Consider the following 21,214-nt stretch of genomic DNA (forward strand, 5'->3'; position numbering starts at 1 on the left):
GAAATAAAGTAGCAAAGATCAGGAGGAGCGGTATTTAAGGCGGAAGGTTTTACAGCAGAAGGCGGGAAGTAGTGAGGGAAGTACGCGCTTCCCTCACTGGCAGTGTTAAAGAAATAAATTAACTGACACTGTCAGCCGGACGGCTGGAAATACCTTCCTCAACTGGTGCGCCTGCACCGCTGGGAATGCGAATATCTTCAACCATATCCTGAACCTCTTTGGGCGGTGCTTCGGTCAGGTGACATACGACCATGGCAATGCTGAAGTTAATCAGCATGCCCAGGGTACCAATGCCCTCCGGAGAAATACCGAACAACCAGTGATCAGCCGTATTGGCAGCCGGATTGATGAACTTGAAGTACACGATATAGGAGAAGGTAAACACCAGACCAGCGATCATACCGCTGACAGCGCCTTCTTTATTCATGCGCTTGTAGAAGATACCCAACAGGATCGCCGGGAAGAACGACGAGGCGGCCAGCCCAAATGCGAAGGCGACCACCTGAGCAACAAAGCCCGGAGGATAGACGCCAAACAGACCAGCCACTACAACCGCCACGGCAGCAGCCAGACGGGCAGCAAGCAGTTCCTGTTTGTCGGAAATATTGGGCATCAGGTTCTTTTTCAACAGGTCGTGGGAAATGGATGTGGATATAACCAGCAGCAGACCTGCGGCTGTGGATAACGCCGCAGCCAGTCCACCGGCGGCAATCAGGGCAATAACCCAGGCCGGGAGCTGGGCGATTTCAGGATTGGCCAGTACCATGATGTCGCGGTCAACATACAGTTCGTTGGCGTTATCCGTGGCGGTGTTATTGATCAGGCGCTGACCATGCTCACCGCGTCCGTCAGTAAAGCTTGGCTTGCCAGCCATGGCAGCACCGGCGGTGTACTGAATCTTGCCATCTTCGTTCTTGTCCACCCAGGCGATCAGACCTGAATTTTCCCAGTTTGAGAACCACTCTGGCAGCGTTTTATACGAGCTGTCGCTGACGGTGTTCAGCAGGTTGATACGCGCAAAGGCAGCAACGGCAGGAGCGGTGGTGTAAAGAATCGCAATAAACAGCAGGGCGTAGCCAGCGGATTTGCGGGCATCGCGAACCGTTGGGGTTGTGAAGAAGCGGACAATAACATGAGGCAGGCCAGCAGTACCGACCATCAGGGCCATTGTGATAAAGAAGACGTCAATGGTCGATTTACTGCCGCTGGTATACTGGTCAAAGCCCAGTTCGGCAGAAAGGCCGTCGAGTTTTTCCAACACCGACATGCCTGTGCCTGAGACTTCACTGCCAAAGCCCAGTTGTGGAATGGGGTTTCCGGTAATCATCATGGAGATGAAAATAGCTGGCACCATAAAGGCGAAGATCATGACGCAATACTGAGCCACCTGCGTATAAGTGATGCCTTTCATGCCGCCAAGAACCGCGTAAAAGAAGACAATTCCCATCCCGATAATAACGCCCAGGGTAATGTCTACTTCAAGATAACGGGAGAAGACAATGCCTACACCGCGCATCTGACCGGCCACATAGGTGAAGGAGATAAAGATAACGCAGATCACGGCCACCATGCGGGCGGTCTGACAGTAGTAGCGCTCACCAATAAAGTCCGGCACTGTGAATTTGCCAAACTTGCGCAGGTAAGGGGCAAGGCACATCGCCAGCAGTACATAACCGCCGGTCCAGCCCATCAGGTAAACCGCACCGTCACGCCCGATAAAAGAGATGATACCGGCCATGGAAATAAACGATGCAGCCGACATCCAGTCGGCTCCGGTCGCCATTCCGTTCGCAACGGGGTTAACGCCTTTTCCGGCCACGTAATATTCTTTAGTGGACCCGGCTTTGGACCAGATGGCAATGCCTATATACAGGGCGAACGTTGCCCCAATGAAGAGGTAGGTCAGCATAGCTGTACTCATGATTCTTTTTCCTCTTCATAAACATTGTATTTGTGATCAAGCACATTCATGCGCCAGATGTAAAAAAAGATAATAGCAACGAATGAGAATATGGAACCCTGCTGGGCGAACCAGAATCCGAGTGGGAAGCCGGAGAAGGTGATTTTGTCGAGTTGATCGACAAACAGGATGCCGCAACCGAATGAGACGACAAACCAGATCACCAGCAGGCTGAGTAACAGCCTTATGTTTTCTTTCCAGTAGGCGTGAGCCGCTTGTTTATCTTGCATAGGGCGCTCTCTTTATTTCTTTCTTTCTTATTATTATGGAGACGGTGTTCACACTAACAGGATGTAAGCATTCCGGCTTTAAGACTTTAGGCTAATTTGTTTTGCTGTCCTACTGTATTGAGAGTGTATTGAGAGCGCCTGTTTTCGGTCAGACTAGGCAACTCTCAGGATTTTGTGCATTATCTGCCACGAGTCTTGGCGTTCAGGGTAATTAGAAAAAGGATTTTCCCCGGCTTATAAGTGAGAGATAACAATATGCTAAAAGCTTGCGATGCGTTTATTCCCGATATTCTTGAATCAGGCTCCGCCCGGTTGCGGCGCCAGATTTCTCCCCACTACTGTATTGATGAGTCGGCCTGGCTGGCGGAGTTGCTGGCAGAGGTCAGGCCAGCCCCGCAGGAACTCAGGGTTGTCTCGCAGCGAGCCACGGGGCTGGTTGAGAAAGTCCGTGAGCGCAATGACGCTATTCACATGATTGATGCTCTGCTGTTGCAGTACAGCCTTGACACCAGAGAAGGCATTTTGCTGATGTGTCTGGCTGAGGCATTAATGCGAATACCTGATGCTGAAACGGCTGATGCGCTGATCAAAGATAAATTAAGCGTTGCTGACTGGAACAGCCACCTTAGCCAGAGTGAATCGTTACTGGTAAATGCCTCCACCTGGGGGCTGATGCTGACCGGCAAGGTGGTCACCCTTGATCGCAACGAAGATGGTTCCTCATCCGGTGTGATCAATCGTCTGGTGAATAAAATGGGTGAGCCCGTGATTCGGCAGGCCGTTCACCAAGCTATGAAGATTATGGGCAAACATTTTGTTCTGGGACGCACCATTACAGAAGCCCTGAAAAATGGTCACAAAGCCATGGAGCAGGGCTATGCCTATTCGTTCGATATGCTCGGTGAAGCGGCGCTCACCGAAGAGGATGCCGCACGATATCATGGGGAATACCTGTCTGCGATCAGGACTGTGGGAAAGCTTTCTCAAAAGGCAACGTCCCCACGCCCCTCCATTTCCATCAAACTGTCTGCATTGCACCCTCGCTACGAAGTGTCCCAGAAAAACAGGGTCATGACCGAGTTGTTTAACAGTGTACTGGTTTTGATTCAGGAGGCCCGACAACTGAATGTAGGCATCACGATTGATGCGGAGGAGCAGGACCGGCTGGAGCTTTCCCTTGAGCTGTTTGAAAAGCTGTATACCCACCCGGACTGTGTCGGCTGGGGAGGCTTTGGGCTGGTGGTTCAGGCTTATGGCAAACGGGCATTGCCGGTGCTGGTCTGGCTGGCGGGGCTGGCCAGAGAGCAGGGAGATAGAATTCCGCTCAGGCTGGTAAAAGGGGCTTACTGGGACAGCGAAATCAAGCTGTCCCAGCAACAGGGGCTGGATGGTTATCCGGTTTATACCCGTAAAGAAGCGACTGATGTTGCTTACCTGGCCTGCGCCCGCTTTCTATTGCAGGATTTCGTACAGCCTCTGTTATTTCCACAGTTTGCGAGTCATAACGCTCACACCGTTGCTGCCATTCTCTGTATGGCAGGAAGCCAGAAGACTTATGAATTTCAACGGCTTCATGGGATGGGGGACGCTCTTTACAACACGGTTATGCAACAGGAGCAGTCAGAGGTCCGAATCTACGCACCCGTTGGCAGTCACAAAGACCTTCTGCCCTATCTGGTCAGACGTTTGCTGGAAAACGGGGCGAACTCATCCTTTGTTCATCGTCTGGTGGATGCGAAAACACCAGTGGCAGACCTTGTTCAACATCCAGCCGAACGGTTGCAGCAGTATTCAGTACTGGCCAATGACCGCATCCCCCTGCCAGAAGCGATTTTTGGCAGTGAGCGGGTAAACTCCAGCGGCATTAATATTGATATTGAAAATGAGTGGACATCTTTCCGTGACGGTGTGCAGAAACATATGACCCGGCAGTGGAAAAAAGGCCCCATCATTGGTGGTCAGCCACAGGAAACAGCGGCAGTCACGAAAGTATTGAGCCCATACCAACGGCAGGAAACCGTTGGCACCATTCACTGGGCAGGTAATGCCGACGTTGAAATGGCTATGGATAAAGCAACCCATGCCTTTAACCGCTGGAACCAGACTGGTGTTAATGAGCGTTCTGCCTGTCTGGAACGACTCGCAGACTTGCTGGAAATACACCGGAACGAGCTGGTGGCGCTTTGTCATCGGGAAGCCGGTAAAACCCTTCATGATGCGATTGATGAAATTCGTGAGGCGGTTGACTTCTGTCGTTATTATGCGGTTCAGGCTCGGGAAAAATTCGGTGCGCCCATGGTGATGACCGGACCAACCGGAGAGTCTAATGAGCTGTACCTGTCGGGTCGCGGCGTTTTCGTCTGTATCAGCCCGTGGAACTTTCCCCTGGCTATTTTTCTGGGTCAGGTAACGGCTGCGCTGGCAGCGGGTAATACGGTGATCGCCAAGCCTGCTGAACAGACCGGGTTGATTGCGGCGAGGGCGACAGAGTTGATACTGGAAGCCGGGGTGCCAGGTGATGTTATTCATCTGCTGCCGGGTGACGGGGCAACGGTGGGTAGCCATTTAGTTGCTGATCCACGAGTCGCCGGGGTTGCCTTTACAGGGTCTACTGAAACAGCCCGGCTGATCAATCAGACTCTGGCAAACCGGCAGGGAGCCATTGTGCCATTGATTGCGGAAACCGGCGGCATGAATACCATGCTAGTGGATTCTACGGCATTGCCTGAGCAGGTGGTGCAGGATGTTATTCATTCTGCCTTTGGCAGTGCCGGGCAGCGCTGTTCTGCTTTACGGGTTTTGTATCTTCAGGATGACGTTGCAGAACGGATTATTCAACTTCTGAAAGGTGCTATGAAGGAGTTGCTGGTGGGTGACCCGGCACTCCATGAAACCGATATTGGCCCTGTTATTGATGCAGAAGCCCTGACAGGCCTTGAACGTCATGTTGCGAAAATGAAACAGGAAGCCAGACTGATTGCTGAAACGCCGCTGCCAGACGATTGTGATGATGGTTACTTTATTGCGCCTGTCGCTTTTGAAATTAATAGTATTTCACAGCTGGAACGGGAGCAGTTTGGCCCGATACTGCATGTGATTCGCTACAAGGCTTCAGAACTGGATCATATTCTGGATGATATTAACGACACTGGTTATGGATTAACCCTCGGTGTACATACCCGCAATGAGGCTTCTGCCTGTTATATTGAGGAGCGTCTGAAGGTGGGGAATGCTTACATTAACCGTAACCAGATAGGTGCCATGGTCGGGGTTCAGCCTTTTGGTGGGCAGGGACTGTCAGGTACAGGGCCTAAAGCCGGTGGGCCGCATTATCTTTACCGGTTTGCAACAGAGCGAACCCGCACTGTTAATACGACGGCTGTCGGTGGTAACGCAACGTTATTGTCGCTGGGTGACAGCCATTAACAGCAGTATCCAGTCAGGCTTCACAGTCGTGTCGAAGCCTGGCTGAATGATGAAAAACAGAGAGAGAAGTGGTGCCGACGAGAGGACTTGAACCCCCAACCTTCGTATTACGAATACGCTGCACTACCAGTTGTGCTACGCCGGCTTTAATCGCAAACTTCAACTTATATCACACGCAGTGATTAATCCAGCGTTACCCGGTTAACTTCTTCCAGGCTGGTGACTCCCTGGAGTGCTTTGAGCAAACCGGACTGCCGGAGATTGTTAAAACCTTCTTTTTTGGCCACTTCTGCAATTTCCAGCGAGTTGCCTTCTTCCATAATAACCTGTTGCATGGATGGCGTAATCTTCACTACTTCATAAATACCCACCCGGCCTTTATAGCCTTTACTGCACTGATCGCAGCCCTTGGGGCCATAAATAACAGCCTCAGCGGCCTGCTCTTCGGTAAAACCTTCTTCCAGCAGTGTCTCTTTGGGAATGTCGACTTCCACTTTGCAGTTGGTGCAGAGGCGCCTTGCCAGGCGCTGTGCGATGATAAGGCTGACCGAGGTTGCGATGTTGAACGACGGCACTCCCATATTCTGCAAGCGGGTCAGGGTTTCCGGCGCACTGTTGGTGTGCAGCGTTGACATCACCATGTGGCCTGTCTGGGCTGCCTTGATAGCGATGTTTGCGGTTTCCAGATCCCGGATCTCACCCACCATGATAATGTCAGGGTCCTGTCGTAGGAATGCCCTTAACGCCTGAGAAAAATCCATGCCCTGCTTGGGGTTTACGTTGACCTGGTTGATGCCTTCCAGGTTGATTTCCACAGGATCTTCAGATGTAGATATATTGCGTTCCGGGGTATTCAAAATATTCAGGCCGGTATAAAGCGATACAGTTTTTCCTGATCCGGTAGGGCCTGTGACCAGAATCATGCCCTGTGGTTGCTCCAGGGCTTCAAGGTACATGGCTTTCTGTTCTTCTTCGTAACCAAGAGCGTCTATCCCCATCTTGGCACTGGATGGATCCAGAATACGCAGTACGATCTTCTCTCCCCAGAGGGTTGGCAGAGTGTTGACCCGGAAATCAATAGACTTGCTTTTCGACAGTTTCATTTTTATCCGACCATCCTGAGGCTTGCGGCGCTCAGAAATGTCCATGGCCGACATGATTTTCAGTCGGGAGGCAATTCTTGGAGACAGAGTGGCTGGCGGCTTGGCGACTTCGTGCAGAACACCGTCTGTCCTGAAACGCACCCGGTAACTTTTTTCGTAAGGCTCGAAGTGCAGGTCGGAAGCGCCTCCCTTAATAGCGCTGAGCAGCATTTTGTTAACAAATTTTACTACCGGCGCATCGTCTTCTGCAGGGCCTCCATAATCTTCGCCTGCTTCTTCTACGGCACTGACTTCCAGATCATCAAGGTTCTCAAACTCTTCATCATCAAAATCACTGAGCGAGTTATCGCCACCTTCTAAAACCCGGTCAATAAAAGCTTCTATTTTGTTTTCTTCAACCAGAACAGGTTCGGTAGCAAGGCCTGTGTTGAAGCGAATTTCGTCAATGGCCTGATGATCAGCAGGATTGACGACGGCAACAAACAGACGGGTTCCGCGTTTGATTAAAGGCATCACCTTGTGCTTGCGAACAAGCTTTTCATTGACGAGTTCTTTCGGGACATTTTCAGGATCGAAAGCGGTAAGGTCCAGAACCGGGATGCCAAACTCTTCAGCGGTCACCAGTGCCAGCTGTTGATAGGTAATCTGCTTATCTTCAATCAGTTGCCAGGACAAGGTTTTGCCGGACTGTTCAGCTTTTGCCTGAGCAGACCGAACGGCATCTTCATCAACCAGCTGATTGACCACCAGACGTACGGCCAGGCCGTTCAGGGGAGTGTCTGCCATTGTGGTTCCATTGTTATTCTGTTTTAAGAGCTGATATCGCAGAACTGTTAATTACTATATCAGCAGAGTTCTGATGGGGTTAAGTAGTTTATTGGGTTTTAAGGGTGGGGGGGCTAAAGATAACAGGGCTACCAGAGAGTAGCCCGTAGCGTTGATTATTGGTTAACGGTCAGAAAAATGAGTTTGGTGATGTCACCTTTTCCGGCGTCATTGTCGTTAACAAGAACAATGGTTTTTTTCCCATCTATTTCAGGGCCTTTAGTAATGCCTTCAATATTCATGTTATCGAATACACCCTTTTCAGTGGCTCGCAATGTACTGAATAGCAGGGTTTTGTTTACTACTCGTTTTGTACCCATCATTTCAGGTGTCAGCCTGGCCTGCCCTGTCACATGATATTGTTTTTCCAGATCCAGATCGACCTTGAAAATTTCCATAACCGAGACAGGCTTTTCAGGTTCAAACCTTTTTCGGGCAGCCTGATCCTGTGGAGAAAAAGTAATCCGGGTTCTTTCAATAACCAGCAATTCTGAAGCACTTAAAGCGAGAAGATCCGAAACCCCTGTTTTTATGGTGGCGGTTGTATTCTGAGTGTATTTCGCTGGCATTCGTTCAACGCCATACAGAAGTTCCTTTTTTACAATCGGATAGAACTGGGAATCATCGCGGAATTCATCCAGTGACAGATGAATGATTCGGCAGGGGGGAGGTGTCGGGGGAGTGTTTTTGCCTGCGGGGAATGCGGCTTTCCAGGGAGCTATGTCCTGACGCAAAGGCATTTCCGTGATAGCGATGACTTCGTTGGTGCCGGGGATAAAATCGATACTTTCTATTCCCCGGTTCCTCTGCAAGCCGATATTCTCGCTTGTTACCCAGTCATAAGCTTTCATGGCAAATTGAGGGAATATATAACTCAGGGTTGATCTGAGTAAGGGGGCGTTGTAGTGAGAAGGAAAATAGTACCGCTGCACCAGTGTTCCGAAGTCCCGGTCAACCCTGAGTAGTGAAGCTGCTACGTCGACGTCTGGAACCCGGAGTGAGTTGTGGACGTCCCAGAACTGTTTCATTCTGAAGGTTTTGACCGGGTATGTAGCGCCCTGTTCAGAAGCGATCAGAAGGTCTGTGCTGTCCTTAAACAAAGCCAGCCCCTCGGTATCAATATGCCCGTCCTGAATCCAGTTTTTACGACTGCTCCATTGAGACTCATCAGGGTCAACCGTTAAATGAATTTCATCTATAAAGCTTGAATCCAGTGCAGGTGCTGCCTGTTCCTGAGTCGATGCTTTAAGGGCATTGAGGACCGCCTGACCTGAGAGTGTATAGAAACGAGGCTTACCAGGTTCTTCATACAGGTTAGGAACAACTCCGGTGTCATCAGACACGATGATGAACTGGTCTGACTTCTGGTCATAACGAATGGAAGATATGCCGAGAACGGGCTGATCTTTCGAATGACCCAGTAAGACGGTTCCTCTGTATGTGTACTTGTTTTGCAGGGGGTTTTGCAGAGGGTTGTTCTGAGAGGCAGCGCTGACGATATGAGTCTGCAACAGAAGGAGTAGAGGCAAAAGCCAGATTATTTTTCTCATAGTTTATCTTTGTACGCTTTTACTATGAAAATGCAGCTTTTCAAACTCTGTACCCATTCTCATACTTCGGGGAGAGCTGCATTTCCTGCTCATGGCTGTTTGGTATGATGATAAGCGTAGTTGAAATTATGCTGGTTAATGATTATTTCCTGATAATATTTGACGTGCTGTTCTCTGGATAAGCCAGACCAGCCCGCTAACTGACAGAATGGTCATAACTATCAAAAAGATAGCACTGAAAGGATTGTCGTCAGGGGATTGCAGCTGGTTTATCAAAAAACCGCGTAATACCCCCGGCTTGGGGAGGGTTTTGCGACACCCTCCTCAGGTGGGGGAGGATGTCAAATTTGAAAACGCACCGAAGCTTCAGGGCTATCTGAGCTGGTAATGGACAGTCAGATGAACAATGACAGGGGCGTCTTTGTGAGTCCGTGATGCAGGAAAAGCATTTCGAATGGCTCTGAGCGTGCTGTTGTGAAACACTTTTCTGCCACGGATAATCTCAGCTTTCATCAGCGAACCATCCGGATTAACTTCCAGCATGACCTCAACGCTTCCTGACAGGTTTCGACGTTGAGCCTGGTAGGGGTAGGTTTTGTTCTGGTTAATAACGGACTGCAGCGTTGCCAGCCACTGTTCAAAGTCACTGGTCTGGCTGGCCTGACTGGATAGCGGTGACGAGTAAGCGTCTGCCCCGGAGATTTCGGGCGACTCTGTGGTGGGGGCAGCCTCTGTAGAAACTGTGCGTCGTTCTGTTTCAGGTTGGTCTGCTGCTTTTTGAACCCGGGGAGTATGAGCAGGCTGTTGAGTTGTTACGGGCTTCAGCGATGGTCGCTCTTCTCGTTGAGGAGGGGTAGAAGGTGTCTCTGGTTGCTCAGGTCGTTTGGAAGCAGGTTGTTTGGAAGCAGGATGCGTTGTTTGAAACGAAACGTCTTTCTGAGCAGAGCGATGGATCAGTCTCAGGCTGATGGTTTGGTGACTTGAAGCCAGACTGGCTGAGGCTGGTTTTTTCCACCATAGGTCATTGTACAGAAGCACAGCATGCACCGTAGTGGCAGCCAGCAAAAATGGTGCAAAAGGTTTTATAATACCGCCCCCGTGGCGAGATGAAACGTCAGAATTGTAGTCTTAATAATCACTGTCTGGAACACTTCCAATACAAAGGTTTTAAATTGATATGCCTGCTTTGTCTGATGCTGATCAGGCTGCAGTTAACGGGCAGGGATCAGATATACTGTGTTGACAGCCTTTCTTACCCGGAGTATTTCCATGAGTGTTGTGTCTCTGAGACGGTCAGGGGTTCTGGCAGCCTGCCTGATAATGACAGGTTGCGCTACGTCAACAGCCGTTAATAATCAACCCGGTCAGCGCCTGCCGGTGATCAGCAAGGAGGGGTCTGCTTTTTATTATCAGTGTGATAAAGGTTTTGGCTTTCCCGCTCATGGAACGGAAAATACGATCACCGTTGATTTAAAAGACGGTTCTCACACATTAAAGCAGAATCTGGTGGCGTCAGGTTTTCATTACAGCCTTGGAAAAATAAGCCTGCAGGGAAAAGGAGATATGGCGTATTTTAACGATGGTTCCCAACGCTACAAATGCCAGATTGACCGCCGCAAAAGCCTTTGGGAAGACGCGCGTTACCGGGGGGCTGATTTCATTGCCATGGGGAACGAGCCAGGCTGGAAACTGGAACTGAGCCGCAAGGGTGACATGTTGTACGTTGGTGACTACGGCACAGTATCGTTCCGAATTGCGACTCCGAAATCGAGCCACGCCGATAAAAGCCCCCTGATATTTGCCGCCAGTGATGCAGAACACAGTCTCTGGCTGTCGATAGAAGACCAGCCTTGTGTTGATACCATGAAAGGTGATCGCTTTGACGTGAGTGTCAGTCTGGTTGTGGACGGAAGACCTTTGACAGGGTGTGGAATGATCCTGAATCCTCTCTATCCATAAGCACTCAGTTGTTTTAAAGCTTGGCTACTTTATGGTTTGGCGGGCTTTTCGGGGTCACCAGGAGAGGCTTTCGCAGTGCCTGTAAGAATTATCCGCCGGGCTTCTGTTGTAGCCTTCGGGAAAACTCTGACTGATATTGGCTGAGGGTAATATCAAAGTTGTATAGAGTGTTCTTCGTGAATTATCTTGCTCGTCAGGAAAGTAAACTGCCGGACTTCCTGTGTATCCATACCACCTATTTGCTCTCAACATTAAATCGGAGCCTGTAAATTGATATAAAACGGTGAGAGGTAGACTGTTTCTATCCGGCCTGAATGCACTGTTAACAAAACTGTGTGGATGATTGCCTGCGTTATCGAGATAAAGCAACTGATAATAGGACGATTGAGGATCCTGACTATCAACAGACTGATAAGGATAGTGGGCAGGCAAATCAAAGGAAAAAATGTGGCTGTGTGAAAAAGTCCTTGTGTAGTATTCACCGGCAATTGACCCAAAAAAATGGTTACCAAAATATTCGGAGTCTTGGGTAAACTGTTCCCCTGCAACCTCTGTTGGCAGTTCGTTTATCCTGCGTAGCAAGACTCTATGGCCATCCTCGCCAGCCAGATAAAACGAATATCCATCCAGTGTATGCCCCATAAGGCCTGTCATATTTACAATAAGATAACCTCTGGTGGTGGAATTATCAGCCAAAATGGAAGCGGCTGAAAAACATAAAACAAATACAAATCTATTGGCCATTATGCATACCCTGTTTAATGAACAGGCAAGCATTATAGAAGCCCACTGGTTTCAGGAGAGTTTCAGTCAGATAGTTTATGATTCAGTAATGGTTTGTTGATACATATCAATAAACTATTAATGTCGTTTTGTTTATATTTTACAGGTAGCTTACCCAGCTGCGCCCGTCGCATTCCCGTTATGTCTGTCACCCAGCATGACCGGAAATACAGACAAATAAGCATAAAAAAACCGCTTTCTTTTTTCTGCGACACCGAAGTCAGTAAGGCATACCTGCCTGAATCGCTTCATTAACCATCACTTTTTCTCGTACTTGCCGTGCCAGATGACAGTCGGCATGGAAGAGTTTTGCAGTTTCGGAGTAATTATGAAACGAGAACAGTGGGCTTCGCGCACCGGGTTTATTCTTGCTGCAGTCGGCTCAGCAATCGGACTGGGAAACATCTGGCGTTTTCCCTACATGGCTTACGAAAACGGCGGGGGTGCGTTTCTTATCCCTTACTTTGTCGCCATGCTGACGGCGGGCATTCCCTTTATGATTATGGAGTTTGGCCTTGGACACAAAATGCGCGGTTCTGCGCCTAAGGTGTTTGCCAGACTGTCGCCACCGACGGAGGTACTTGGCTGGTTTCAGGTGTTTATCGCGGCAGTGATTGCCTGTTATTACGTGGTGATTATTGGCTGGGGCATGTCTTATTTCGGCCTGTCGGTTTCCCAGGGCTGGGGGGCTGATGCCAATGCATTTTTCTTTGGTGAATACCTGCGTTTAGGCGACCATAGCCCAACGTCTTTGGGATCATTGCAATGGCATATTGTGGTTCCCCTGCTGCTGGCATGGTGCGTGACTTTCTTTGCCGTATTTACCGGTGTTCGCGGTGGTATTGAACGGCTGGGTAAGGTAATGATCCCGGTTCTGTTCATTATGGTGGTGCTGTTCACCCTGCGCGTGCTGACTCTGCCGGGTGCGGTGGATGGTTTAAACTGGATGTTCCAGCCTGACTTCAGCAAACTGTCTGATCCCAAAGTATGGAGTGCGGCCTATGGTCAGATCTTCTTCACCCTGAGCGTTGGCTTTGCCATTATGCTGGCGTACTCCAGCTATCTGCCTGAAAAGTCCGACATCAACAACAACGCCTTTATGACCGTATTTATTAATTGCGGTTTCTCTCTGCTCGCGGGTGTAATGATTTTCTCGGTTCTCGGTTATATGGCGGCTCAACAGGGCGTGGGTATTACTGAAGTCGTGAGTGCCGGTGTTGGTCTTGCGTTTGTCACCATTCCTACGGCGATCAATATGTTGCCAATGCCCTGGCTGCTCGGTCCTGTATTCTTTGCTGCCCTGGTAGTGGCTGGCCTGAGTTCACACATTTCTATTGTCGAGGCGGTCACGTCTTCGGTCATGGATAAACTGGGCTGGAGTCGTAAGAAAGCCGCGTCGGTTATGTGTGGCATGGGGGCATTAATTTCTCTGGTCTTTGCGACCAATGGTGGTTTGCTGCTGCTCGATCTGGTTGATTACTTTATGAATAACGTTGCCCTGCTGGGTAGTTGTCTGATCGAACTGGTTCTGGTTTGCTGGGTGTTCCGGAAGCTGCCTGAGCTGCAGGGGCATATAAACGGAATTTCCGAGTTTACGGTGGGTAGCTGGTGGACCTTCTGCCTGCGCTTTATGAGTGTTGGTATTCTGCTGGTGATTGTGGCGACCAACCTGTTCACAGCCGTAACGGAAAATTACGGTGGTTATGCAACGTTCGACATCCTGTTACTGGGTTGGGGCTTGATGGCAGCGATGCTGGCTCTTTCCACACTGCTGACACAAAGTCGTCCAATATCTTCCAATTCTGCGGCGGAGGCCTGATCATGACAGTAGGCGCAATTTTAATGATGATGTTTGGGTTTGGTGTGACCGTCGGTGGTGCCAGCCTGTGTATCCGCAAGGCGATGAGTAATAAGTAGTTTTCAAAGTGAAAGCCAGCGACTAGCATTCGGTTTAAGTCGAATGCTGGTCGTTTTTCTCGCACTCCATGACCTATGGCCGGGTCAGCCAAAAGCAGCACGCAACTCTGAGGTCTTTTGAGTCGGATTAAACATTCCTGAAACCTGTCGATACAAGCTCTAGTACACGAATTCACTGTGTTTGACCAGTAGGTTGGGACGAGCAAAGTCCCCCCAACACGGGATACGAATAAAGGCTTAAGAGAGGAAGGTTGAAGCATGTTGGAATCCGTTGACCCCTTATTGATTTCCTATCTGCCTCAGGATATCAAGTCTACATTGTTTCCTTATGCCAGTATCAGCCTGGCATCATTGGCTCTGAACCTGCTCATTGGTTATGCCCTGGCTAACCTCATAGGTATCCATTTCAGGAAATACTCAAAGGCCTTTGGTAATCGAAAGGACTTTTCCAGACTGTTTCCGACGCTTGTGTTGTCGATCATTCTGATTATTACTGTTGTAAAAGCTTCTCTGGCACTTGCACTTGGTCTTGTTGGTGCCTTATCCATTGTACGATTCAGAACCCCAATTAAAGAACCCGAAGAGCTGGTGTACCTCTTTCTGAATATTGGTATAGCGATTGCGCTTGGTGCGGGGCAGACGTTTGCCGCTGTTGCTGCCTGCTTTATTATCCTTGTGCTATTGATATTTTCCAGAAAGAAGACCGCACAGTCTTTCCATGAAAACGCACTGTTTCTTTCGGTCAGTTACACAATGGAAGCTGGCACATCAAAAGATGCTATTCTTTCCGGCTTGAAGAATGTGCTAATTAATTATGTGACAAGAATGGAACTCAGCCGGCTTGATTTTTCTGAATCAAAAGTTGACGCACTGTTCTTTATTAATGTCGACAGTGCCGGAGAATTAGATTTAATCATGAGTGAGCTGGATAGTAAGTTCGATCATGTTGAAATATCGATACTTGAACAAAACGATATCTCAGGTCTTTAGCCATGAAGCTACGCCTTGATCGTCGAGCCAGTTTTATTTCCAAAAGAGAGAAGTGGTTTTTTTGGGGAGCGCTGTCTCTGAGTCTGATACTTTTGCTGCCTTCTGTGGATCTGGTAAGGGTGCTGTTGATTCATGGAGGGTATCGTGTGTTACACACAAACCCTCAAGATAAAGCGGTTCAGTTTGTCGGTGATGCAACAAAAGCGCCTCACAAGTTTTTTTCAGCAGATCGTGATCAGCCGGTTTTGAGGCTGGATATTAAATACAAAGAAATGCGAAAGCTGGCTGAGGATCGAAAGCTGGCAATGGCTTCGGGAAGAATTCCTGAAGACAGAAGCACCGCGAAAGGTACTTTGTATTATGAGCGCAAGGCTTATAAAGCCGACTTTCGGTTGCAGGGGGACATGCTTGACCATGTAAACGGGTCTGACCGGTGGTCGATACGTGTCAACTTAAAAAAGGGAAAGGCGATATTCTCGACTTCCCGTTTTGCTTTGATCAGTTCCAGCGTTCGCCAGCATCAGGGAGCAGAGCTGTTCAGGCAGACCATGGAACTTGCGGGTTTTGATATTATTTCGCCGAAGCATATACCAGTGAAGGTCATTGTTAACGGGGATGACTGGGGTGTTATGTTGCTGGAGCAGGCTTTTGGTCAGGACTTGCTGGCAGGAAGTCATAGAACGGAAGGGCTGGTTGTTCGTCTGGACCTGCTGTCTGAAACCACCGATGCCAGTGGTCAGGTGCATCGTGAACTCAAGCCCAGGGTTATTCAAAAAAAGACAGTGCTGAAAAAAGAGGCGTTGGCGAATCAGCGCAGAGTGGCTATGAGCCTGGTCAGCGACTTTCTTAATGGCAAGCGACCAGCAAGCGATGTGTTTGATGTTGAAAAGCTGGGGCAATATCTGGCGACGGTGGACATCTGGGGTGCATGGCATGCTCTGACCTGGAATAACTGGAGATGGTATTATAATCCACACACGGCAAAACTTGAGCCGATTCAGAGTGATGTGGATGTTTCTGTAGCGCGGCATATGCGGTTAATGAAGAAGCCCAGTAACGATTCCCTGATCAGTCGGGTAATGCTTTCTGATGAGGTGGTCAATAAAAGTTATCAGACAGCATTAACTCATTTACGAGAGCAGATTGATTCCGGGTCTCTGGTCAGTGAGCTTCAGGAAAAACAGAGAGAGTTTACACGTCAGCTTTATTTAAGTTCCCCGTTACTGGGTGATTATGACCTTGCTTTGATGAAAGAGCAGGCTGATTGTCTGAATACAGATTACAAGAACGAACCCTGTTCACAGTTTCGGGGGTTAGGTCCGGATCTGCATTTGCCAATGCAGTCAATGGAAGTTGTTCTGCCCTGGGAATTCAGGACATCCTTTGACTCTTTGAATGGTGAACCGGTTTTATCGATATTCAACCCTGATGCCCGTCCGTTAAAAGTGCGGGAGGTGAAGTATGTATACCCTGATGGTCGTGAATTAGCCATTGAACCCGACATTATCGGTTTGCCAAGGCAGGTCACTACTGGTGAGCGTCTGAAGATTTCCCTGCCTGAAGAAGCCAGACAATTGAGTGTGCTTGCTTCTTATCCAAAGGAGAAGAAACAAGCCCATTCATTTATTCTTAATAAAGGCGCTTTGTGGTTTATACCTCGTCCTTCCGACTCCCGGGCACTGAAAAACTACCCATTTATCAAGAGACTTCCCAATGGCTGGGAAATCCAGGCTGGAAAATGGCAGATAGATGATTATTTGACCACTCCGGCAAATTGGAAAGTCACGATTCAACCCGGTACTGAGCTTTCATTTTCGGAAGGTTCAGGGTTAATGGTATTTGGTGAACTCTATGTCAACGGGACTGAAAATAACCCTGTCGCATTCAATAAACAATCCCAAAGTGATGCCTGGTCCGGTTTAACGGTTTTTGGTAGTGGTGCGTTAAGAAACAGCAAGGTCAGCCATTTGCTGGTGACAGAAGCCAGAAATCCAAAACTAGGGTTCTGGCGACCAAGAGGCGCTGTTTATTTTATTAATCAGAACGTTGTGATTGATGGTCTGACCATTCAGGACAATCTTTCCGAAGATGCGCTTAATATCATTAACAGTCAGGTTGATATCAATCGGCTGACGATCCGAAATGCCCTCTCAGATGGCTTTGATTGTGATTTTTGTGAAGGGAAGGTCCGCGACAGTCAGTTCGTCAATGTCGGGCTGGTGTCGGGTGGTGATGGTCTTGATACCAGTGGTTCGGTTTTGGCAATCAGTGACAGTTATTTTGAGGGCATCAGCGATAAAGCGATTTCTGCTGGTGAATCGAGTCAGCTGACGGTTGACAACAGCACGATAAAAAACAGCAATGTTGCAATAGCGGTAAAAGACCGGTCCGAAGTTGTAGCCAGTAATATGACCCTTGAGCGAATAAAAGAATACTCGCTTATGAGCTATATCAAAAAACCTATTTTTGGTCCGGCTTCATTAATTGCAAACAATATTACCTGTGTCCGGTTTAACTGCGTCGATAAGGCACTGGTTGAAAAAGGCAGTGTCATGTCTATTGATGGTGATGCTTTGGGTTCTGAAGATGTGAATATAAAAGCATTGTACAAAGGCATCATGAAATCGGAAAAGCCAAAGTAATGGATGAATTCAGGTTTGAAGTCAAAATTCCAATACCGATGACTCAGGCCCAGAGGTTTCAGGTATGGCTCAAGACTCATCCTCTGTTGTTTTCAACGCATTATGCTCCGAGGGCTGTTAATAGCCTGTATCTGGACAGTTGCGATCTGGCTATGTATGAAACGAATCTGAACGGGATTAGTCAGCGGAAAAAAAATCGCATACGCTGGTATGGCAGCCTTGATGAAGCCAGTAGAGCAAAGCTGGAATTCAAGCTTAAAAAATCAGGTAAAGGACGCAAGATTATCTTTGATGCGCCTCTTGATTTACAGCAGGAAAACACCAGCTGGCGTTCGGCGTTAAGAGATTGTTACAACCAGTTACCCGAGGAAGCGCGGATTATTCTCGGAAATGGTGTGATGCCCGTTTTGATCTGCTCCTATAGCAGGGAGTACTATGTTTCAGCCTGTGAGAAAATCAGAGCGACCATAGACAGTAATATTGTCGTTTATGACCAGCGTTACAGTGATAGACCCAACCTGATCAAACCTCAGTCTTTAGGGCAATATTATTTGCTGGAACTAAAGGCGGCCGGGGACTTTGAAGAGGAATTGTCTGAATTGATGGGAACCTGCCCTATGATCGCCTCACGACATTCCAAGTATGTGACAGGCATACGTAAACTGATCTGGAAATAATTCTGAAGCCCACCTCAACAGCTGTTTTGCAGAAACAGAGTATTTGCGGTTAGATATAAACCCTATGTAGAGGTTTGGTAATGCATCGGTATAATCCAGCCAGATAACTTACCTCCTGAATGTGTATTCATGCGTCGTACCATATTTGATACCCCGGTGATCAACACCGCACTGCGCCTGCTGTCCAATGCCATCCTTAAACTGAGAGGCTGGAAGAAAGAAGGTCAGTTGCCCGATGTGGGCAAATGCGTTGTGATTGCCGCTCCCCATACCAGTAACTGGGACTTCGTGTTCATGATGCTGATGGCCTTTTCTTTCCGGCTGAAAGTATTCTGGATGGGGAAAAACTCGCTGTTCAAAGGGCCTCTTGGTCTCATCATGCGCTTTCTGGGAGGTATTCCGGTCGAGCGCAGCAAACATACAGGGCTGGTGCAACAGACTATCGACCAGTTTAACCAGAATGATGATCTGTTTATTGCCCTGTCTCCTGAAGGAACCCGTGGCAAGGTGACGAAGTGGAAAAGTGGTTTCTATCATGTCGCCAACGGTGCCAATGTGCCTGTTGCCATGGCATTTCTTGACTATAAAAGAAAAGTAGCAGGCTTTGGTCCTCTGTTTATGCCAACCGGTGACTATGAAAAAGACCTGACTGACATCCAGGCGTTTTATCGTGGCATTTCAGGTAAAAATCCGTCCCAGTTCTGATAGCGTGAATCTTCTCTTGTTTTTTCGACAGGAGAAGACCTGACCTTCCGGATATTTCGCACCCACAAGCCTCTATACTCATAAACCCCTGCGCACTCACGGCGGAAAACAGTACAAACATTGCGAAAAAGCATGTAAAATGCTCGCCCTTTCGAGGGATGGATATTGACATGAGTCAATGAAATTCCCGATGTGTTTGCCCTGTCTGCATCTGGCTATTTGTGCCAGCTATGCCCGGAGGCAGGCACCAGACGAGACGTCCGGGTACTCCGTAGCCTCTGGCGGCCATTGTTACATAAATCAAGTGTTTCATAAGCCGCGCCGATCAGCACGAACTCCTTTCTCAGGATCTTCAACGAAGTCATGGACACTCACATGACCCGCTTTAGCCGGGAGCCTGACAGGCTCCTAAAGCGGACTACCAGCGTTTATTAGCAGGATTCAAGCGTAAGACCGGAAGTCTGTTCGTTTGTAAGGGCCTGTCCGGCAGTTAGTCCGATACCCTGTTGCGCATGCTGGTTCTTATATAAGCCTTAATTACGGAGCACTCGATGTCCGATACTGAAACCGTTCCTTCCTTTGCGGAAATGCCTCTTGCCCCTGCAGTGATCAAAGCTGTAAAGGATGTCGGTTACGAAACCCCTTCTCCTATCCAGGCGCAAAGTATTCCTCATCTGCTGGAAGGTAAGGATTTGCTGGGCCTGGCGCAGACCGGTACCGGCAAAACCGCTGCGTTTGCTCTGCCGCTGCTGTCTCGTGTAGACACTAAAAAACGTCACCCACAGGTTCTGGTGCTGGCACCTACCCGTGAACTGGCGATCCAGGTTGCAGAAGCCTTCCAGCGTTATGCCCGTCACATGCCCGGTTTCCACGTACTGCCTGTTTACGGTGGTCAGGATATGCGTGGTCAGCTGCGCGGCTTGCAGCGCGGCGCTCAGGTTATTGTAGGTACTCCGGGGCGTGTTATGGATCACCTGCGTCGTGGCTCCATGAAACTGGACGACCTGAAGGCGGTGGTACTGGATGAAGCCGATGAAATGCTGCGCATGGGCTTTGTTGACGATATCGAATGGATCATGGAGCAGACGCCAAGTGAGCGTCAGGTGGCCCTGTTCTCTGCGACCATGCCACGGCAGATTCGTAAAATTGCCGATACTCACCTGACCGACCCGGTGACTGTTGAGATCAAGTCCAAGACCGCTACCGTAGACACCATCACCCAGAAAGTGTGCATGGTAAGCGGCTACCACAAGCTGGACGCCCTGACCCGAATTCTGGAAGTCGAGCCATTCGACGCCATGATCATCTTCGTACGCACCAAGACAGCAACCGTTGAGCTGGCTGAAAAGCTGGAGGCCCGTGGCTTCTCTGCGGCAGCCCTGAACGGCGACATGTCTCAGGCACTGCGTGAGAAAGTGATCGACCGTTTGAAGAAAGGCTCTCTGGATATTCTGATTGCGACTGATGTAGCGGCACGTGGTCTGGACGTTGAGCGTATGTCTCACGTGGTTAACTACGACATTCCTTACGACACTGAAGCTTATGTACACCGTATTGGTCGTACTGGCCGTGCGGGACGTCAGGGTACAGCCATTCTGTTTGCGACTCACCGTGAGCGTCGTATGCTGCGTGCTATCGAGAACGCTACCCGTCAGCGTATCGACGACATGCGTCTGCCATCCATGCGTGACGTTCGCGACATGCGTATCCGTCAGTTTAAGGAAGACGTTTCCAAGTCTCTGGAACTGGGTGACGAGAAACTGGCTGACTTCCGCAATATCGTCAATGAGCTGATGACAGAAGGCGATATGAGCCCGGAAGACCTGGCAGCGGCCCTGTGCTTTATGGCTCAGAAAGAGCGCCCATTCCCGGACGGAAAAGAACCTGAACGTCCACAGCGTCAGCGTCGTGAGCGTGATGACCGTCGTGGTGAGCGCGGAGATCGTGGTGACCGTCCACGTCGTGATCGTCGTGAAGACAACGAAGGCATGGTTCGTTACCGTGTTGAAGTGGGTCGTGAACAGGGTATTAACCCCGGCGACCTGGTCGGTGCAATTGCCAACGAAAGCAAGATTTCCGGTAAGAGCATCGGTCATATCCGCCTGTTCGAGCGTTTCTCTTCCATCTATCTGCCAGAAGGTATGGATAACTCAACACTGGCTTCCCTGAAGCAGGTGAAGGTACGCAACAAGCCGCTGGAAATGAGTGTGTGGGTAGACGACGGTAGTTTCCGTGAAGAGCGTCCTCGCCGTCGCCGTCGTGATGGTGAATTCCGTCGTGACCGTGACCGTCGCAGCAACGCTACCCGTGGTTCTTCACAGAACAACCCTTCCCGCAAGCCACGTCAGCGTGATCGTGAAGATCATTCATAAGCTCAACGTGTAGTGCTTTAAAAGCGGACGCCTGAGAGGTTGGGCGTCCGCTTTTTTATAACGCTTTCTAATTGA

At 49.3% G+C, this 21,214-nt stretch carries 15 protein-coding genes and 1 tRNA gene; 9 read left to right on the plus strand and 7 right to left on the minus strand.

Annotated elements, in window-relative coordinates; translation table 11 throughout:
- Nucleotides 1-118 precede the first annotated feature (118 nt).
- The gene (locus NX722_RS26770) at nt 119-1,921 is read right to left on the minus strand and encodes a sodium:solute symporter family protein (protein WP_262565878.1); all 1,803 of its coding nucleotides are present in this window, start codon (nt 1,919-1,921) and stop codon (nt 119-121) included.
- Nucleotides 1,918-2,190: a DUF4212 domain-containing protein gene (locus tag NX722_RS26775; RefSeq protein WP_262565879.1), complete on the minus strand. Its 273-nt coding sequence runs from the start codon at nt 2,188-2,190 to the stop codon at nt 1,918-1,920. The genes NX722_RS26770 and NX722_RS26775 overlap by 4 nt, the downstream gene beginning before the upstream one ends.
- A 255-nt stretch (nt 2,191-2,445) precedes the next feature.
- Between NX722_RS26775 and putA the strand changes: the two genes are divergently transcribed.
- On the plus strand, nt 2,446-5,616 hold the full coding sequence (putA, locus tag NX722_RS26780; RefSeq protein ID WP_262568732.1) for a bifunctional proline dehydrogenase/L-glutamate gamma-semialdehyde dehydrogenase PutA: 3,171 nt from the start codon (nt 2,446-2,448) through the stop codon (nt 5,614-5,616).
- Between the two features lie 69 nt (nt 5,617-5,685).
- Here the strand turns inward: putA and NX722_RS26785 are convergent.
- From NX722_RS26785 to NX722_RS26800, 4 genes are all read right to left on the minus strand, one after another.
- A tRNA-Thr gene (locus tag NX722_RS26785) sits at nt 5,686-5,761 on the minus strand.
- 37 nt (nt 5,762-5,798) lie between these two features.
- Nucleotides 5,799-7,505 carry a type IV-A pilus assembly ATPase PilB gene (gene pilB / locus NX722_RS26790; protein ID WP_262565880.1) on the minus strand — a complete coding sequence of 569 codons (1,707 nt, stop codon included), beginning with the start codon at nt 7,503-7,505 and terminating at the stop codon, nt 5,799-5,801.
- 155 nt (nt 7,506-7,660) lie between these two features.
- Nucleotides 7,661-9,094 carry an esterase-like activity of phytase family protein gene (locus tag NX722_RS26795; protein WP_262565881.1) on the minus strand — a complete coding sequence of 478 codons (1,434 nt, stop codon included), beginning with the start codon at nt 9,092-9,094 and terminating at the stop codon, nt 7,661-7,663.
- 372 nt (nt 9,095-9,466) lie between these two features.
- Complete coding sequence (locus tag NX722_RS26800; RefSeq protein ID WP_262565882.1) at nt 9,467-10,132, minus strand: energy transducer TonB; 666 nt, start codon at nt 10,130-10,132, stop codon at nt 9,467-9,469.
- Between the two features lie 231 nt (nt 10,133-10,363).
- Here NX722_RS26800 and NX722_RS26805 point away from each other — a divergent pair, with 231 nt between their 5' ends.
- Complete coding sequence (locus NX722_RS26805; protein WP_262565883.1) at nt 10,364-11,053, plus strand: MliC family protein; 690 nt, start codon at nt 10,364-10,366, stop codon at nt 11,051-11,053.
- A gap of 54 nt (nt 11,054-11,107) precedes the next feature.
- On the opposite strand, the gene NX722_RS26810 is transcribed toward NX722_RS26805, so the two are convergent.
- The gene (locus tag NX722_RS26810; RefSeq protein WP_262565884.1) at nt 11,108-11,797 is read right to left on the minus strand and encodes a hypothetical protein; all 690 of its coding nucleotides are present in this window, start codon (nt 11,795-11,797) and stop codon (nt 11,108-11,110) included.
- Between the two features lie 367 nt (nt 11,798-12,164).
- Between NX722_RS26810 and NX722_RS26815 the strand changes: the two genes are divergently transcribed.
- The 7 genes from NX722_RS26815 (at nt 12,165) to NX722_RS26845 (ending at nt 21,139) form a co-directional block, all read left to right on the plus strand.
- Complete coding sequence (locus tag NX722_RS26815) at nt 12,165-13,655, plus strand: sodium-dependent transporter (RefSeq protein WP_262565885.1); 1,491 nt, start codon at nt 12,165-12,167, stop codon at nt 13,653-13,655.
- Between the two features lie 2 nt (nt 13,656-13,657).
- On the plus strand, nt 13,658-13,753 hold the full coding sequence (locus tag NX722_RS26820; protein ID WP_262565886.1) for a MetS family NSS transporter small subunit: 96 nt from the start codon (nt 13,658-13,660) through the stop codon (nt 13,751-13,753).
- A 258-nt stretch (nt 13,754-14,011) separates the two neighbouring features.
- Complete coding sequence (locus tag NX722_RS26825) at nt 14,012-14,743, plus strand: DUF4956 domain-containing protein (RefSeq protein WP_262565887.1); 732 nt, start codon at nt 14,012-14,014, stop codon at nt 14,741-14,743.
- A 2-nt stretch (nt 14,744-14,745) separates the two neighbouring features.
- The gene (locus NX722_RS26830; protein ID WP_262565888.1) at nt 14,746-17,385 is read left to right on the plus strand and encodes a CotH kinase family protein; all 2,640 of its coding nucleotides are present in this window, start codon (nt 14,746-14,748) and stop codon (nt 17,383-17,385) included.
- Entirely contained in the window at nt 17,385-18,062 is a 678-nt protein-coding gene (locus tag NX722_RS26835; protein WP_262565889.1) for a polyphosphate polymerase domain-containing protein, read from the plus strand. The genes NX722_RS26830 and NX722_RS26835 overlap by 1 nt, the downstream gene beginning before the upstream one ends.
- Before the next feature lie 129 nt (nt 18,063-18,191).
- Nucleotides 18,192-18,767 (plus strand): lysophospholipid acyltransferase family protein, encoded by a 576-nt coding sequence (locus NX722_RS26840; protein WP_262565890.1) that lies wholly within the window; start codon nt 18,192-18,194, stop codon nt 18,765-18,767.
- Nucleotides 18,768-19,318: 551 nt separating this feature from the next.
- Entirely contained in the window at nt 19,319-21,139 is a 1,821-nt protein-coding gene (locus tag NX722_RS26845; protein WP_262565891.1) for a DEAD/DEAH box helicase, read from the plus strand.
- Nucleotides 21,140-21,214 lie beyond the last annotated feature (75 nt).

Origin of the sequence: Endozoicomonas gorgoniicola (assembly GCF_025562715.2) — a bacterium.
In the GTDB taxonomy this organism is placed as follows: Bacteria; Pseudomonadota; Gammaproteobacteria; order Pseudomonadales; family Endozoicomonadaceae; genus Endozoicomonas_A; species Endozoicomonas_A gorgoniicola.